The following is a 16,485-nucleotide window of genomic DNA, read 5'->3' on the forward strand; positions in this document are numbered from 1 at the left end:
CCAGCTGGCGCCGGATTTCGGCGGCGATCCGATCTCTCTTTTCGCCTTTGTCGCGGAGTGTCATTTCAAAAATCCTGTGTCGGTTCGAAAATCCTCCAGCCAGCAAATGGTTCCCCGATCACGACATCGGGGCAAGGAAAGGCGATAGCTATGGTAAAGTTTGAATTAAAATCGAGACATAGCGCTGGCCGCCATGCAGTTCGAGCGGCTGGCCTTCCATCGCTTACCCCTTGATTTTTGCCCACTAAACCTCGATATCGGGCTCAAAATCCACACTATTCGAGATGACGGGAAACGGCATGAGCGACCAGGCAAAAGACGAACGCGCGCCCGACGAAATCGAGGCGACCGAAGCCGATGCCGAGCGCACGGAAGGCGGCATCGATGGCGATTATGAAGCGGTTGTGCGGCTGCTGAAGGAGAATGAAGAGCTGAAGGACCGGGCGCTTCGCGTCGCGGCCGAGATGGAAAATTTGCGCCGCCGCACCGCGCGCGACGTGCATGACGCGCGTACCTATGCGGTCGCGAACTTCGCCCGCGACATGCTGTCGGTTTCGGACAATCTGCGCCGCGCGCTGGACGCGATTCCCGCCGAGGCCAAGGCGTCCGGCGATGCGGGTTTCAAGGCACTGATCGAGGGCGTCGATCTCACCGAGCGTGCCATGCTGTCCGCACTGGAGCGGCATGGCGTCAAGAAGCTCGCGCCGGAAGGCGAGAAGTTCGATCCCAATTTCCACCAGGCCATGTTCGAAGTGCCCAATCCCGATGTGCCGGCCAACACGGTGGTGCAGGTCGTGCAGCCGGGCTATTCGATCGGGGAGCGGGTGCTGCGCCCGGCCATGGTCGGCGTCGCCAAGGGCGGCCCGAAACTCGCCGCCGGCGAAGCGCCGGTCGAGCCGGGCCCCGTGAACGAGCAGGCGGAGAAGGATGCGTAGTTAGGGGAGTAGGGGAGTAGGGCAGTAGGGGAATTAAGGCAGTAAGGGGTCGTACCAACAGTGCGGCTTCGTGCTAAACATACTCCCCTACTCCCCTACTGCCTTACTCTCTTGGTCCCGCCCTTGAACCCCATCGCGCTTCTCGACTATGCCGGCGTTGCTGTCTTCGCGGCGACGGGTGCGCTTGCCGCGTCGCGCAAGCAGCTCGATATTATCGGCTTCCTTTTCCTGGCGTGCGTCACCGGCATCGGCGGCGGCACTCTTCGCGACGTCATCCTTAACCTGCCGGTTTTCTGGATCGCCAATTCCAGCCATGTACTGATCTGCGCGGCGGTTGCGGTGCTGGTCTTTTTCAGCGCACACCGTGTCGAATCCCGCTGGAAGTGGCTGCTCTGGCTCGACGCCGTCGGGCTGGCCGCTTTTTCGGTGATGGGTGCGGCCAAGGGGTTGGCCATCACCGGTTCGCCGGTCGTTTCCGTCGTCACCGGCGTGCTGACCGCCACATTCGGCGGCATCCTGCGCGACGTGCTGGCAGGGGAGCCTTCGGTGCTGCTGAGGCCGGAAATCTATGTCACGGCCGCCCTGGTTGGCGCGTCAATCTTCACATTGGGCGATGTCGCCGGACTGCCGCAGATCGTCTCAGGCCTGGCCGGCTTCGCTGCGGCATTCGCCGTGCGCGGCGGCGCGCTCAAATTCGGCTGGTCGTTTGCGTCCTACAAGAGCCGGCCCGGCAGACGGCCAGAGGATATTTCGTGAAGTAGGGAGCAGTCTGTAGGGAAATAGTCAGTAGGTGTGAATTATGATGTCTTCACTACTCACTACTCACTACTCACTACTCACTACTCACTATTGTTCACGCCGCGAAGCGTTGCGCTTCCCCGCCGTAATAATTGACGTAGCGGGCGCCGATCTCCTTGACCGGCATCACCACGAACACATCGACCGTCGAGAATTCACGATCGATGACGCAGCCGTCGCCGATGCGGGCGCCGACCCTGAGATATCCCTTGACCAAGGGCGGCATCGCCGCGATCGCCGCCTTGGCATTGACCGCCTCGATCGGCATCAGATCCATGGAACAATAGCGCCCGGCGACGGCGCGCACGTCCCAAGCCGAATTCGTGCGGCAGTGATGCGCCAGATAGGTGAGTGCCTCGGCATGGGCCGCCGGGACGGTGCCGTGGAAGGACGCACAGCCGGTCATCACGCCGATGCCATAGTGGTTGATATACGCCCAGATGCCTTGCCACAACGCCTCGATGGTGCGCTTCGAACGGTATTCCGGCAGGACGCAGGAGCGGCCGAGCTCGAGAAAGCGCTGCCCCGGGTGACGGGCGATGAGCTTGGTCAGCTCGAATTCGCCTTCGGAATAAAAGCCGCCGGCGGCAGCAGCGATTTCTTGCCGCAGCAGCCGGTAGGTGCCGACGATGCGGCGATGTTCGGGGCCGGAAAGCGAGGTATCGAAGACGAGCAGATGATCGCAGTGCGGATCGAAGCGGTCGGCATCACGGCGGTCCTGCACCTGAAACAGGTTCTTCCTGGCGCCAAGCTCGTCGTAGAATACCCGGTAGCGCACTTCCTGCGCGGCCGCGATCTCGGCCTCGTTGCGGGCCAGCCGCACTTCGAGGTTGCCGATACGGCCGAGCGGTGCGCCCTTTGTGACGGAATCGACGTTGCGCCCGGCAAGCAAGGCGCCGCCGGCGTTCGGCCGAGTGTCACATTCCGGCATAACTGTATGCACGAGTGATTCTCCTTCGAGCCATCCCTCTTGGCACGGGGATACGGTGTAGGTGCAACAGGATTGTGACAGTACCGTGATACGGCCTCGCGGGCAATACTTCGTCGGCTGGCGAATACGGTCAACCGGCTACGTTGTGCAGGGCAAGGTGGCGGCGCTCGGCAGGAGATCGATGGAAAAAAGGCTCAGGCGGCGACCTGCCCCTCGATGGCGTCGACCAGCGCATCGGGGTCGAGCGGCTTGGTGACAAAGCCGCTGGCGCCGTGGGCGAGCACTGCATGGCGGGTCTTTTCCTGGCTATCGGCCGACAGCACCATGATGGGCACGGGCGGCGCGGCCGTCTCCTCCTCATGGCGGCGGATGGCGGCGATGGCGTCCATCCCATCCATCACCGGCATGTGCAGGTCCATCAGCACCACGTCGAAGCGGTGTTTGTGTCCGGCACCGGTAACGGCCTCGACCGCTGCCTTGCCGTTGCCGACAACCTTGACGCGATGACCGGCCTTCAGCAGCGTGGCGCGAGCGAGCATGGCGTTGATGTCATTGTCCTCGGCGATCAGCACCGACAGGCCATGCTGGCGGTCACTGGCGGCGCGAAGCGCCGGCGGGTGGGGCTTTTCCGGCCGTGTCGGGGCAAGCGCCGGCGCATGACTGCTCAGAAGCACACGCAAAAGTGTTCCGCCTCGCACCGGTCTGGCGAGGAAGGTCGCGTAGCCGCTGGCGCGGAACTCGCCGAGCATGCCGCGGTCGGTCGGGGCGATCAGCGTGATGGCTTCGCAATCGGAAAAGCCGCTTTGGCGCAGCCGCTTGAGCAGTCTTCCGTCGCCCTCTTCCATGGCCGCGTCGACCAGCAGCACGTCGCAACCGCCGGAGAACGCTGCCGCCTGCGCCACGGTGGTGGCGATGTCGACCGCGCCGCCATTGGCGCGGATGCTGCGGGCGATGGCGTCGGCTTCGACGATGTTTCTCGACAGGATCACCGCGCGCCTGCCCTGAAGTGCGTCCGTCCGGCCCGGCGGTGGCTCGCTCGCGGATATGGCCGGGATATCGAAGACGAATTCCGAACCCTGACCCAGCCGGCTTGAGACGGAAATCGTGCCGCCCATGGCGGTCACCAGGCGCTTGGAGATGGCAAGACCGAGGCCAGCCCCGCCATGCGCGCGCGTCGAGGTGCCGTCGGCCTGTTCGAACTCCTCGAAAATGCGCTCCATGTCGTTTTCATGCAGGCCTGGCCCGGTATCGGCGATGGTGAAGCATATGCGGTCGGTGGTTTCGGTGCGGGCGCGCGCGATGCTCACCAGCACGCCGCCGCTGTCAGTGAACTTGATGGCGTTGCCGATCAGGTTGAGCAGCACCTGCCTGACCCGGCCCGGATCGGCGGTGATCAATTGCGGCACGTCGGGTTCGACATGACAGCCGAGGCCGATATCCTTGGCGAAGGCCCGCGCGGCGAGGAGCTCAACAATGTTGTCGGCGATCTCGCGCACCGACATCGGCTGCGGTTCCGGGTCGAAACGTCCGGCCTCGATCTTGGAATAGTCGAGCAGGTCCTCGATGAGGGCCAGCAGGGCGCTGGCCGAGGTCGAGATCGCGCCGACATAGGTCTGCTGCTCCGGCGACAGGCTGGTATCGGCCAACAGCCTGGCCATGCCCATGATGCCGTTCATCGGCGTGCGGATTTCATGGCTGACGGTGGCGAGGAAGCGCGATTTGGCCTGGCTTGCGTATTCGGCCCGCTCGCGCGCGGTGATCAGCGAGGATTCGGCACGTTTGCGGGCGGTGATGTCGCGGGCGATGGCGCGATGCGAGACAGCACCGCTGTCCTTGTCGCGCACCGACAGTTCGATCCACGAGAACCAGCGCGAACCGCCCGGCGTGCGGATGGCGACGTCGGTGGAACTCAGGCACTCATGGTCGGAAAACGCGGCGTCGGGAACGATACCGACCTCGATGCCGAGTTCCGCCAGAGTTTTGCCGGCGAGGTCGCGCTGATCGATCTCGACGAGATCGGCGAACACCTTGTTGGCATAGACGATATGGCCGTCGCGGTCGCGATGGATGACGAGATCGCCAAGCGCGTCGATCAGGCCGCGAAAGCGCTCTTCGCTCTCCTGCATCTCCCACATGCGGTCGGCCAGTGTCTCGATCTCGGCACGGCTGCGAGCCGTGGTTTCATCAAGCAGCGCGGCGGTGTGGTATTCGCTCCTTCTGGCGCGTAGGTGCAGGCCGAAGCCGGCAAGCCCGGTCACCAGCAAAGCGAGGCTGATGAAGATCGGCGCGCCGGTCAGGTGCGTCAGCCCCGCCAGCATGACGACGGCCACGAAGGTCAGCAGCGGCAAGCCTTCGCGGCTAGCCAATCGCGGCTCATGTGGGGCCTGTTGCGGCTCAGGCGCCAGCGGCGGTGCGGCGACGAACCGCCGCGCCGACGCCGGCGGGGGTACCGCATCGACGTCTTCGCCAGTCTCCGCTTCCTGGATGCCGGATTCCGCGACCATGCGAAAATCCTACCGGACAGAAATTATGGAAGCCTGCGGGGGATCGTTCGAATTTTAGCGGATAGGTTGTTTTACCCCCGCGAACTCACTGCATGTCGACGACGACGCGGCCGCGGATCTTGCCGTTGACGATGTCGCGCGCGGCGCCGATGATGTCGTCGAAGCCGATGGTCTTGGACAGGCTGGCGAGCTTGCGCAGGTCGAGGTCGGTGCCGATGCGGCGCCAAGCCTCGAGCCGCACCGGCTTCGGCGCCATCACCGAATCGATGCCGAGCAGCGAAACGCCGCGCAGGATGAAAGGTGCCACGCTCGAGGGCAGGTCCATGCCGCCGGCCAGGCCGCAGGCCGCGACGGCACCGCCATAGGAGGTCATCGAGAGCACATTGGCCAGTGTGTGGCTGCCGACGGAATCGATGCCGCCCGCCCAACGCTCCTTGGCGAGCGGCTTGGTCGGCTGGCTGAGTTCGTCGCGCGATATCACCTCCGCGGCGCCGAGATCGATGAGATACGGGCTTTCGGCATTGCGCCCGGTCGAGGCAATGACGTGATAGCCCAGGCTGGACAGGATGGAGACCGCGACCGAACCGACGCCGCCGGCCGCGCCCGTCACCACCACGGGCCCGCGATCGGGCATGATGCCGTGCCGCTCCAGTGCCATGACGCACAGCATGGCGGTATAGCCGGCGGTGCCGACCGCCATCGCGTCATGCGCGCTGATGCCGTCGGGAAGCGGCACCAGCCAGTCGCCGTTGACGCGGGCGCGCCCGGCATAGGCGCCAAAATGGGTCTCGCCGACGCCCCAGCCGTTCAGGATGACCTTGTCTCCCTTGCGCCAGTCGGGATGGGAAGAGGATAGGACCGTTCCGGCGAAATCGATGCCTGGCACCAGGGGCCAGCGGCGAATGACCGGCGCCTTGCCTGATATTGCGAGCCCATCCTTGTAGTTCACCGTCGTCGCTTCGACGGCGACGGTGACGTCGCCGTCCATGAGATCGGCTTCGGTGAGGTCGGTCACCGCCACCGACTGTTTCTTGTCGGCGTCGCGCGAAACGAGGATGGCTTTGAAGGTCTCGGGCATTTTTCTCTCCTCGATCTATCGACGTTGGGACTCTGCTGCGGCGGCCGCGCCGGGTCAATCGCTCAGGCGTCGGGACCCTGCGGCTTGGGCTGGCGCCGCCAGCCCAAAACTTCGTCAAGCACGACCAGCGCGGCGCCGACCGAAATGAAGGCGTCGGCGAGATTGAACACGGCGAAGGACCAGACCGGAGTGTGGAACAGGATGTAGTCGATGACGTGGCCGTAGACGGCGCGGTCGATCAGATTGCCGAACGCGCCACCGATGATCAGGGCAAAGCCGGTGCGGGCAACCACATGGCCCGCAGGCGTGTGCGTGGCCAGATAGAGCACGAAGGCGACGACGAGCACGGCGATGACCACCAGGCCGGTATCGCCAAAGGATGAGAACATCGAGAAGGCGATGCCGGTGTTATAGGTGCGAAACAGCGCCAGGAAGGGCAGGAGATCGAGCTTTTCCTGGAAGGGAAGGCCGATCTCGACCAAATGTTTTATCCACTGGTCGAGCGCGATGGCCGCGATGACCAGCAGCGCATAGGGAGACCATGATTTCACGATTGGGCAACCCTCATTGTGGATCCATCATCGGGTCCAGTTTCAGCGCGCCGCGGCGGATCTCGAACAGCATGACGCCGGTGGCGACGGCAAGATTGAGCGAATCGGCACGGCCTGCCTGCGGAATCCTGAGCAGCCTGTCGCAACTCGCCGCCAGGCTTTCGGGCAGGCCTTGCTGTTCATTGCCCATCATCAGCAGCACCGGCCCCCGGGAAAAATCGACCGAGCGGTAGTCGACCGCGCCTTTGAGGTGCGTGCCGGCGACGAGGCCAGAAAACCCGCCGCGCCAGGCGAGAAATGCCTCGGTCGTCGCCTTGGCCACCGGAACGGCGAAGATCGAGCCCATGGTGGCGCGCACCGTCTCCACCGAAAAGGGATCGGTGGTGTCTCCGACCAGGATCACGCCCTTGGCGCCGACGGCGTCCACCGTGCGGATGACGGTGCCGAGATTGCCGGGATCGCGCACCCGGTCGAGCGCCACCCAGACATCGCCATTGTCGGCGCGAATATCCTTCAGCGCCAGGAGTTTCTGCGAGAAAACGCCGATCACCATTTGCGGATTGTCGCGGCGGGTTATAGCGACAAGCACTTTTTCCGAGACTTCGAGCACGGTGCCGCCTGATGCAACCGTACGCGCAGCGACCTTCTCAACCGCCGCGTTGCCGCGTCCGGCCTTGGCGAAGACCAGGGTCCTGATCTGCCAGCCGAGGTCGAGCGCATCGATGACCAGCTTCAATCCCTCGGCCATGAAGGCGTTCTGCTGGTCGCGGAATTTTTTCAAGGCCAGCGCCTTGATGTCCTTGACCAGCGGATTGGCGAGGCTGGTGACCTCTTTTACCTGCCCGACCGGACGGGCGCCGTCATATCCACTCATCAGGCCACCCAGCGCGAGAACAGCGAGGTCGACAGCGCGCGGCCCGCCGATTTTTCGCGGATGATCAATTCGCCCGATTCAACCCTGCCGCCCATGCCGGCAAAGGTGTCGCGCATGAGGGCATGGATGGCGAAGAAGGAGGCGCGGATCGAATAAGCGGTCAGCACCACGGCTAGCGGTTTCGGGGTCAGGATCGATCGGCAGAGATCGGTCAATGCCGGCAGGTCCTCGAACAACTGCCAGACCTCGCCCTTGGGGCCGCGGCCATAGGCGGGCGGGTCGAACAGAACGATGTCATAGCGGCTGCCGCGGCGCTCCTCGCGCTCGGCGAATTTCACCGCGTCTTCGACGATCCAGCGGATTGGCTTGTTGCCAAGCCCGGCCATCTCCTGGTTTTCGCGGGCCCAGCCGATCGCCTTTTTCGAGGCATCGACATGGGTGACCTCGGCGCCGGCGCGCGCCGCCACCAGCGAGGCAAGGCCGGTATAACCGAACAGGTTGAGCACCTTGACCGGCCGCCTGGCCGCCGCGATCAGTCCGGCCATGTGATCCCAGTGCGAGGCCTGCTCGGGAAACACGCCGACGTGGCGAAACGAGGTGAAGCGGCCGAGATAATCGATGCCGTCGTGCTTCATCGGCCAGGTCTCGCCGAGCGGCGTCCCGGGGAAGCGCCAGCGGCCAATGCCTTCCTCGTCGGTATCGCCGGTGAAGACAGCGTCGGCGCGGTCCCATTCCCTTGCCGGCAGCGCCTTTTGCCAGATCGCCTGGCCCTCGGGGCGGACGATCCGATAAGGACCGTATTGTTCGAGCTTCTGGCCGGCGCCGCTGTCGAGCAGCGCATAGTCTGCATTGGGTGCCACTTCGAGGATCAGCGGAAGCTGTTCGGCCGGAAGAGCGCCGTCGCGACGGGCCAGGATGCGGGGCGCCGATTTCGGTTCGGGGCGCTCGTCGGCCCTGGCCTCGGGCCGCTCATGCGGCCTGGCCGTTCCACGACCTTCATGCGGACGCGCCTGTTGTGCACCGCTTTTTGCGGGCAGACGGCTGTCGCGGCGTTTGTCGCGAAAAGATTTCAAGCAGGAGCATCTCCGAGGCGTGGCCGCTTTTGACATAGGGCAACCGGCTTCGCAACCAAGTCCGCCGCGCGGGCGTCGCCTGGTCATGTCGGCTTGCGATGGACCAATGTCAAAGAAACAGGCAAATCTTCGATATGTCCCGCTCCGAACGCCTGCTCGACCTGATCCAGACATTGCGCCGGCATCGCATGCCGGTGAGCGTGCAGTCGCTCGCTGACGAGCTCGGGATTTCAATTCGCACGCTTTACCGCGACATCGCGACGTTGCAGGGCCAGGGGGCGCCGATCGAGGGCGAGGCAGGGCTCGGCTATGTGCTGAAGCCCGGCTTCATGTTGCCGCCGTTGATGTTCAGCGACGAGGAGATCGAGGTGATTGTGCTCGGTTCGCGCTGGGTCGCCAAGCAACCGGATTCGCGGCTTTCGGCAGCGGCCGTCAACGCGCTTGCCCTACCAAGGCGACATGGGCGGCGGCTTCACGCCCTTTCGCCGCGACGTCGACTGGGCGGCGGCCGGGGAAGCGCCGATCAAGCCATTGCTCGACAGGCTGGACTTCACGGCCGGCAAGCCGAATTGGGGGTATCAACTGCGCTTCGGCCTGTTCTCGGTAAGCGGGGCCGATTTCTCCGTAATCGCCGAAGCAATGGGCGCTAAACCAGCCGAGACAGTAAACTAGGTCCTGAGCGCCTTGTAGACGGCGATGCCGGCGGCAAGGTCCTCGAGCGCGGCGCCGACCGACTTGAACAGCGTGATCTCGTCGGCGCTCCGGCGCCCTTGCTTCTGGCCGCGCGCCAGCTCGTGCAAGTCGGCTATGACGGCTTCCGGTTTCAGCACGCCCGAAGCGAGCGGTATGACGATGTCGCCGGCCTCCTTGGTGGCGCCGGCGCGGGTGTCGACATAGACGCGGGCGCGCCTTATCGCCTCGTCGTCGCTTTCGCGCATTGTCGGGGTGAAGCCGCCGACCATGTCGACATGGCTTCCCGGCTTCAGGCGGGCGCCCTTGATCAGCGGATCGGTCGCGATCGTCGCCGACGAGACGATGTCGGCCTGGCCGAGCTCGGCATCGAGATCGGTCGCTACGCTCGCCGCGAAGCCCTCGGCGCGCAGTCCGGCGGCGACCTTCTCGGCGTTGTTCAAGGTGCGATTCCAAATGCGGATGGTCCTGATCGGCCGCACGGCGCAATGCGCCTTGGCGAGGAATGGCGACAGCGCACCGGCCCCGATCACCAGCAGCCGGGAAGCGTCTTCGCGCGCCAGATAGGATGCGGCGAGCGCCGAGGCGCAGGCCGTGCGCCATTGCGTCAGCCGCTGGCCGTCGATCAGGGCCTCCGGTTCGCCGGTGGCGCCGTTGAGCAGGAGATAGACCCCCATCACTGCCGGTTTGCCGATGGCATTGTTGTCGGGCGAGACGGTAACGATCTTGACGCCGATATGCCCCCCGGCCGAGATGCCGGCTGCGTTGAAATCGGTCCAGGCCGGCATCAGCAGCAAGGTCGAGGCCGCACCGTCCGGCCGTTCGACCGTGTGATGATGCCGGACGGGTTGCACCGCGCCGTCACGGAAAGCCACGCGCAGCGTGTCCACCAGCCCTGGGAAGGTCAACGCCTGGTCGACCTCTGCGGCCGAAATGGTCAGCATGGGAAACTCCGTGAAGAAAATCGCCGGCCCGAGAGGGCCCACAGCGCCGTGCGGCGGTCAGTTGGTCGGCTTCGGCAGCACCGGTCCCTGCGGTGTCGACGGGGTGCGGCTGATCGCCTGGCGCAGGTTCTCGGCCTCGACGCCGCGCTGGCGCGCCAGCTTGCGGTAGCGTCCCTGCTTGACCCAGGTCGCCAGGCTGCCGACGACCATGCCGACGGCGAGGGCCAGGAACAGGAAGATGAACAGCGGCAAAGTGAGCGTCAGCGCCGGATTGCCGGGATTGAACGGATCCAGCGTGAAGGCGACGAGTTCGCGATTGGCGACGGCCAGCGCGATCAGGATGACCGCCAGGGGCACGAAGACCACGATGAGCATGAAGCGATTGAGCATGATGTTTTCCGTCGGAAACCGGCGTCCCGGGAAGGGCCGGTCTGGCGTCGCGCCTACTTTCCGCCATTCAGCCTTTCGCGCAGTTCCTTGCCGGTCTTGAAGAAAGGCACCCATTTCTCCTCGACCTCGACGGATTCACCGGTGCGCGGGTTGCGGCCGGTGCGGGCGGGGCGATTTTTCACCGAAAAGGCACCGAAGCCACGCAATTCGACCCGGTTGCCTTCGGCGAGCGCGTCGGTGATCTCGTCGAAAATCGCACCGACGATGTTTTCAACGTCGCGCAGGAAAAGATGCGGATTGCGCGTGGCAATAATCTGCACAAGTTCGGACTTGATCATCGGACGGGTCCCCTGAAATCGGTGCGGTCGAAATTATGAGGATGATTTTGTTTGCTTTTTCATCCACCCCAAACGGCATCTCAAGGGTGCCAGACGGAAACGAGACCGTCAAGAAACAAGCGGTCGGCGCCAAGTTCATGGATGATATCGCCGCTGTAGTCCGGCAGGCCGAGCGCGCCGGCGATCGTTCTCACCATCGCTTTGGACAACAGGAAGCCGCCGCGCCGCTCCGTGTTCTTCCATTCGACCACGTTGAGTTTCGAGTCGACGCCCTTGGTCGCCAGCCAGTCGATCGCCTCGGTCTCGCCGCCAACGGCGTCGATCAGGCCGTTGGCGACCCCTTGGCGACCGGTGAAGATCGATCCGTCGGCGAGCGCCAGCGCTTGCTCGCGGGTCATCTTACGGCGTTCGGCGACGATGCCGACGAACCAGTCGTAGCTGTCGAGGATGAGCTTGCGGACCATGGCGCGCTCGTCGTCGTTGGTCGGCTTGAAAGGCGAGGGCGAGGCCTTGAGCGGCGAGGATTTCACTTCCTCCAGCTTGACGCCGAGCTTGTCCATCAGGCCGCTGACATCAGGATACTGGATCAGCACGCCGATCGAGCCGACGATCGAGGTCTTGCGGGCGACGATGTGATCGGTGGCGCTCGCGATCATGTAGCCGGCCGACGCGGCGAGCGTGCCGACCTCGGCCGCGACAGGCTTGTCGGCGGCGAGCTTGCGCACCTCCTCATAGATCGATTCACCGCCGACCGTCGTACCGCCGGGGGAATCGATGGCGAGGATCACGCCTTTTACTCTTGACGATTTGCGGATGGTTTCCAGCCGCTTGATCAACTCGTCGTCCTCGGTGATGGTGCCTTCGATCCTGACCTTGGCGATATGATCGACGGCCGAGCCGCTGAAATCATCGCGATAGAACCAGGCCGAGATCGCAACGATGCCGAGCGCAACGATGGCGATGGCCGCAACGCGCCAGAAAGTCAGCTTACGCCGCAAGCGGCGGCGGTCGATCAGGTCGTCGGCTCTCAATGCCATGGTCAGCCTCACGGTCGATGGAAAGAGATGCTTTTAGACCATGACGTCCCGGTCTGGAAGCAGTTCCGTCTGCGCATGACGCGGCAATCCGCGCGCGGCGCACGCGAGGCAAGTGCGCGTCAGCGTCCGCCAAGACGTCGGTTTCGTGATTGGTCCGTGAAACGAACGGCAGGTAAAGGGGAGAGCCGGTGGTAACGAAAAATGTACGCCAGACGTCTATTTCTGCTATGAAGCAGGGCTGCCGGTGTCGATCCGTTCTGATCTGCACGACCGCAACTGTCACATTTTCGCGGTTTTCGTCGGCTTGTGCTTGCTTGAAAGCGCCGACGTCCCACCTATAGGCGGTGTTGCCCGGCGGGCAGGGGTTTTAGAAGAAAGCAGTTATGTTAGCGCGAACGAGTGAAGCGAGCAGCACCGAGACGGAGTTGCCTCCCCCGGCGGACGGCCCGGCGAGGGGGGACGCGTTCGATCGCGCACGGCGGCATTCGCGCCGCGTGCGCGTGCTCAAATTCGCCGTGCCGGTGCTGGCGGCGTTGATCGCCATCGCCTTCCCGGTCTATTCCTACCTCGCCGCACCGGTGTCCGTCGCGGTCCAGGCGGAAGGCACCGCCTTTTCCAACGGCAAGCTGGTGATGGCAAACCCCAAGCTCAACGGCTTCACGAAGCAGAAATTGCCCTATTCCATGACGGCATTGCGCGCCATACAGGACGTCAGCACGCAAGGCATCATCGAACTCGACGGCATCGACGCCAAGGTGCCGATCGCGGCCGACAATGTCGCTGCGATCAAGGCCACGCATGGTACCTACGATCGCGAAGGCAATACGATGCACCTGACCAGCGACGTCACGATCGCCACGACCGACGGCCTTCAGGCCAGGTTCAAATCGGTCTTCCTCGACATGGGCAAAGGCACTATGAAGACGGATGATCCCGTGGACGTCAGCCGTGACGGGTCGCAGATCAGCGCGAATTCCTTGTCGGTGCAGGACAATGGCAAGGTTCTGGTGTTCGAGAACAAAGTGCGCGTCAATATCGATCCCGCCAATCTGAAGGCGGCAGAGGCAAAGGGCGAAGAAGCGAATGTGGCTCATTAGTTCGACACGGCTTGCCGCCGCAGCTTCGGCGCTGCTTTTGCTGGGGCTTGCGCCGGCGCTGGCGCAATCCAGCGCCGAGAGCGCGTCCGGGCTCAAATTATCGGGCGACAAGCCCATCCAGATCGAGAGCGACAAGCTGGAGGTCCGGCAGGCGGACAACGTAGCCGTGTTCACCGGCAACGTCACGGTCGTGCAGGGACCGACCCTGCTCAAGTCCGGCAAGATGATGGTCTACTACGTCAAGGACCCGAACGCGGCCGCAAAGGGGACGGAAGCAGCGGGAGCGGCGATGACCGGCTCCGCCAATATCGACCACCTTGAAGTCAGCGGAAAAGTCTACATCAAGTCGAATGACCAGATCGCGACCGGCGACAATGGCACCTTCGACATGAAGACGCAGGTGCTGGTCCTGTCCGGCAAGGAAGTGGTGCTGTCGCAAGGCCCCAATGTCCTCAAGGGCTGCAAGCTCACCGTGCAGATGAAGACCGGCCTCGCCAATGTCGACGGCTGCGGCGGACGTGTCATCATGTCGATGACGCCACCGCCGAAATCGGGAGCGACGAACCCCTGATGGCCAGCCTGTCGTCGCTGACGGCGCGTCTTCCGGGGCGGGCCGCCGGCAAGGTTTCGGCTCCGGCCACGGTCACCGCCGATAAGGCGAAGTTCAAGGGAACCTTGATCGCCAAGGGCCTGACCAAGAGCTACAAGGGTCGCAAGGTCGTCAGCGGCGTCACGCTCGGGGTGCGTGCCGGCGAGGCGGTCGGGCTGCTCGGTCCCAACGGTGCCGGCAAGACCACCTGTTTCTACATGGTCACCGGCCTGGTGCCGGTGGACGAGGGCACGATCGAGATAGACGGCTTCGATGTCACCTCCATGCCGATGTACCGGCGTGCGCGTCTGGGCATCGGCTATCTGCCGCAGGAGGCCTCGATCTTCCGCGGCCTCAGCGTCGAGCAGAACATTCGCGCCGTGCTGGAAGTGGTCGAAAAGAGCCGCAAGGAGCGCGAGCGCAGCCTCGACGAACTGCTCGAGGAGTTCCACATCAGCCATCTGCGCAAGGCGCCGTCTATGTCGCTTTCCGGCGGCGAACGTCGGCGCCTGGAGATCGCGCGTGCGCTGGCCACGCGCCCGGCCTACATGCTGCTCGACGAGCCTTTCGCCGGTATCGATCCGATCGCCGTCGCCGACATCCAGCAATTGGTGCGTCATCTGACGGCGCGGGGCATCGGCGTGCTCATCACCGATCACAATGTGCGCGAGACGCTCGGCCTGATCGACCGTGCCTACATCATCCATGCCGGCCAGGTGCTCACTCATGGCCGGGCCGACGAAGTGGTCGCAAATCCCGATGTGCGGCGGCTCTATCTGGGCGAGGGATTCACGCTCTGAGCGCGAAATTGTTTCCTGACGCGATTTTTGCCTGTCAGGGGCTGTTTTCTCGCGATTTTGCTCCGGGATAACGCTCCGGTAAGCGGGTTTTGCTAGCGTTTGCCTTGACAGGCAAAAGCCGGGCCAGTTTCTATCGGTCCGCGAAAATTCCTTCCGGCAGTCCGGATGCAGACGAGGCGTTTGAAACCGAACCATGGCGTTGGCGGCGAAACTACAGCTACGACAGTCGCAGTCGCTGGTGATGACGCCGCAACTGATGCAGTCGATCCGGCTGCTGCAGTTCACCCATGCCGAACTCGAGCACTTCATCGACGAGGAGATCGAGCGCAATCCGTTGCTGGAGCGCGCCGAGCCGCAGGACGACGCCGCCAGTGACCAGGTGCCGAGGACCGAGGCGGCCCCGGAAACGGCCGCCGATGGCGACTGGTTCGAGACCGAAGCGGGATGGAGCGCCGAGGCGATCTCGGAAAAGCTCGACACATCGCTGGAGAATCTGTTCCCGGACGACCCGGGCACCAGCGAGCGGCTCGGACCAGACCTCACGGCGCAGTGGAAATCGGCGACCGGCAATGGCGGCACTTCCTCGTCCGATGGCTTCGACGCCGGCGATATGGCGGCGACCGCGATCACGCTGCGCGATCATGTCAGCGAGCAGATTGCGCTCGCTTTCGCCGATCCGGCGGCGCGCCTGATCGCCGGCGAACTCGCAGATGGCCTCGACGAGACCGGCTATATGCGCGCCGATATGGCTGAGATAGCCTCGCGCCTTGGTAGCAGCGCCGACTCCGTGGCCAAGGTGCTGTCGGTATGCCAGACCTTCGAGCCCGCCGGCCTGTTCGCCCGCGACCTTGCCGAATGCCTGTCGCTGCAACTTGCCGTGCGCGACAGGCTCGATCCGGCGATGAAGGCGCTGATTGCCAACCTCGAACTCCTGGCGCGCCGCGATTTCCACACGCTGAAGCGGATCTGCGGCGTCGACGAAGAGGACCTGCTCGACATGCTGGCCGAGATCCGGGCGCTCGATCCCCGGCCGGGCATGGCATTTTCGGGCGGCGCCAGCGACGCCGTCATTGCCGATGTCGAGGTGCGCGCGGCCAATGACGGCAGCTGGACGGTGGAGCTCAACGCCGAAACGCTGCCGCGCGTGCTGGTCGACCACATCTATTTCGCCCAGGTTTCGCCGCACGCCAAGAACCAGGCCGAAAAGGATTTCCTGGCCGAGTGCCTGCAGAATGCCAATTGGCTGACGCGCAGCCTCGATCAGCGGGCAAAGACCATTCTCAAGGTGGCATCGGAGATCGTGCGCCAGCAGGATGCCTTCTTCGTCCATGGCGTGCGCCAGCTGAAGCCGCTCAACCTGCGCACGGTGGCCGACGCGATAGGCATGCACGAATCGACCGTCAGCCGGGTTACCGCGAACAAGTACATGCTGACGCCGCGCGGCGTGTTCGAACTGCGCTATTTCTTCACCGCCTCGATAGCCGCGTCGGGCGGTGGCGAGGCGCATTCGTCGGAAGCGGTGCGCGACCGCATCAAGCAATTGATCGACGAGGAAAAAACCGTCGACGTCCTGTCCGACGACGCGATCGTCGACATGTTGCGCGAAAGCGGCGTCGATATCGCCAGGCGCACGGTCGCCAAATACAGGGAAGGCATGAATATCCCGTCCTCGGTGCAGCGCCGGCGCGAGAAGCGGGCCCTTGCCAGCGCCGGGCGCTAGGTTCGGCGATTTTCCACAGCCTTCGCGCTTCATTGACAAGCTGCGGTGAAGTGGCTAGAAGCCCGCCCGCATGAGACGGGCTCGACGCCCGCTAGCGGATGGTCCGTCACGACAATGGCCTAGGGATGGTCAAGAA

The 16,485-nt window shown here is 64.1% G+C and carries 16 protein-coding genes and 1 pseudogene; 7 read left to right on the top strand and 10 right to left on the bottom strand.

Annotation, left to right across the window (positions count from 1 at the left end; translation table 11 throughout):
• The first annotated feature begins 299 nt into the window (after nucleotides 1-299).
• Nucleotides 300-935 carry a nucleotide exchange factor GrpE gene (gene grpE, locus LB533_RS15905; RefSeq protein WP_140640526.1) on the top strand — a complete coding sequence of 212 codons (636 nt, stop codon included), beginning with the start codon at nucleotides 300-302 and terminating at the stop codon, nucleotides 933-935.
• 123 nt (nucleotides 936-1,058) lie between these two features.
• Nucleotides 1,059-1,691, top strand: a complete 633-nt coding sequence (locus LB533_RS15910; RefSeq protein ID WP_140640528.1) for a trimeric intracellular cation channel family protein — start codon at nucleotides 1,059-1,061, stop codon at nucleotides 1,689-1,691.
• A 97-nt stretch (nucleotides 1,692-1,788) separates the two neighbouring features.
• On the opposite strand, the gene LB533_RS15915 is transcribed toward LB533_RS15910, so the two are convergent.
• The 6 genes from LB533_RS15915 to LB533_RS15940 form a co-directional block, all read right to left on the bottom strand.
• Nucleotides 1,789-2,676 (bottom strand): GNAT family N-acetyltransferase, encoded by an 888-nt coding sequence (locus LB533_RS15915; RefSeq protein WP_140640530.1) that lies wholly within the window; start codon nucleotides 2,674-2,676, stop codon nucleotides 1,789-1,791.
• Between the two features lie 182 nt (nucleotides 2,677-2,858).
• Nucleotides 2,859-5,168: a PAS domain-containing hybrid sensor histidine kinase/response regulator gene (locus LB533_RS15920; protein WP_140640532.1), complete on the bottom strand. Its 2,310-nt coding sequence runs from the start codon at nucleotides 5,166-5,168 to the stop codon at nucleotides 2,859-2,861.
• Between the two features lie 85 nt (nucleotides 5,169-5,253).
• The gene (locus LB533_RS15925) at nucleotides 5,254-6,246 is read right to left on the bottom strand and encodes an MDR family oxidoreductase (RefSeq protein ID WP_140640534.1); all 993 of its coding nucleotides are present in this window, start codon (nucleotides 6,244-6,246) and stop codon (nucleotides 5,254-5,256) included.
• Nucleotides 6,247-6,308: 62 nt separating this feature from the next.
• Entirely contained in the window at nucleotides 6,309-6,797 is a 489-nt protein-coding gene (gene lspA, locus LB533_RS15930; RefSeq protein ID WP_140640536.1) for a signal peptidase II, read from the bottom strand.
• Between the two features lie 13 nt (nucleotides 6,798-6,810).
• Complete coding sequence (locus LB533_RS15935; RefSeq protein ID WP_140640538.1) at nucleotides 6,811-7,671, bottom strand: TrmH family RNA methyltransferase; 861 nt, start codon at nucleotides 7,669-7,671, stop codon at nucleotides 6,811-6,813.
• Entirely contained in the window at nucleotides 7,671-8,744 is a 1,074-nt protein-coding gene (locus tag LB533_RS15940; protein WP_140640540.1) for a class I SAM-dependent rRNA methyltransferase, read from the bottom strand. The genes LB533_RS15935 and LB533_RS15940 overlap by 1 nt, the downstream gene beginning before the upstream one ends.
• Before the next feature lie 134 nt (nucleotides 8,745-8,878).
• On the opposite strand from LB533_RS15940, the pseudogene LB533_RS15945 reads away from it, so the two are divergent.
• A pseudogene (locus LB533_RS15945) lies at nucleotides 8,879-9,190 on the top strand (helix-turn-helix transcriptional regulator); the annotation flags it as partial.
• 222 nt (nucleotides 9,191-9,412) lie between these two features.
• On the opposite strand, the gene LB533_RS15955 reads toward LB533_RS15945, so the two are convergent.
• From LB533_RS15955 to sppA, 4 genes are all read right to left on the bottom strand, one after another.
• Complete coding sequence (locus LB533_RS15955) at nucleotides 9,413-10,378, bottom strand: ornithine cyclodeaminase family protein (RefSeq protein ID WP_140640542.1); 966 nt, start codon at nucleotides 10,376-10,378, stop codon at nucleotides 9,413-9,415.
• Between the two features lie 57 nt (nucleotides 10,379-10,435).
• On the bottom strand, nucleotides 10,436-10,768 hold the full coding sequence (locus tag LB533_RS15960) for a DUF1049 domain-containing protein (protein WP_224677702.1): 333 nt from the start codon (nucleotides 10,766-10,768) through the stop codon (nucleotides 10,436-10,438).
• 53 nt (nucleotides 10,769-10,821) lie between these two features.
• On the bottom strand, nucleotides 10,822-11,106 hold the full coding sequence (locus LB533_RS15965) for an integration host factor subunit beta (RefSeq protein WP_006200394.1): 285 nt from the start codon (nucleotides 11,104-11,106) through the stop codon (nucleotides 10,822-10,824).
• A gap of 80 nt (nucleotides 11,107-11,186) precedes the next feature.
• Nucleotides 11,187-12,143, bottom strand: a complete 957-nt coding sequence (sppA, locus tag LB533_RS15970; RefSeq protein WP_140640546.1) for a signal peptide peptidase SppA — start codon at nucleotides 12,141-12,143, stop codon at nucleotides 11,187-11,189.
• Nucleotides 12,144-12,526: 383 nt separating this feature from the next.
• Between sppA and lptC the strand changes: the two genes are divergently transcribed.
• The 4 genes from lptC (at nucleotide 12,527) to rpoN (ending at nucleotide 16,349) form a co-directional block, all read left to right on the top strand.
• A complete protein-coding gene (gene lptC, locus LB533_RS15975; protein ID WP_140640548.1) occupies nucleotides 12,527-13,240 on the top strand; it encodes an LPS export ABC transporter periplasmic protein LptC in 714 nt (237 codons plus the stop codon).
• Nucleotides 13,227-13,811, top strand: a complete 585-nt coding sequence (locus LB533_RS15980; protein ID WP_140566097.1) for an LptA/OstA family protein — start codon at nucleotides 13,227-13,229, stop codon at nucleotides 13,809-13,811. The genes lptC and LB533_RS15980 overlap by 14 nt, the downstream gene beginning before the upstream one ends.
• Nucleotides 13,811-14,629 carry an LPS export ABC transporter ATP-binding protein gene (lptB, locus tag LB533_RS15985; RefSeq protein WP_140500202.1) on the top strand — a complete coding sequence of 273 codons (819 nt, stop codon included), beginning with the start codon at nucleotides 13,811-13,813 and terminating at the stop codon, nucleotides 14,627-14,629. Before LB533_RS15980 ends, lptB begins: the two co-directional genes overlap by 1 nt.
• Before the next feature lie 193 nt (nucleotides 14,630-14,822).
• A complete protein-coding gene (gene rpoN, locus LB533_RS15990; RefSeq protein ID WP_140640550.1) occupies nucleotides 14,823-16,349 on the top strand; it encodes an RNA polymerase factor sigma-54 in 1,527 nt (508 codons plus the stop codon).
• The last annotated feature ends 136 nt before the right edge of the window (nucleotides 16,350-16,485 follow it).

The organism is Mesorhizobium sp. BR1-1-13, assembly GCF_020165515.1.
Lineage (GTDB): Bacteria > Pseudomonadota > Alphaproteobacteria > Rhizobiales > Rhizobiaceae > Mesorhizobium.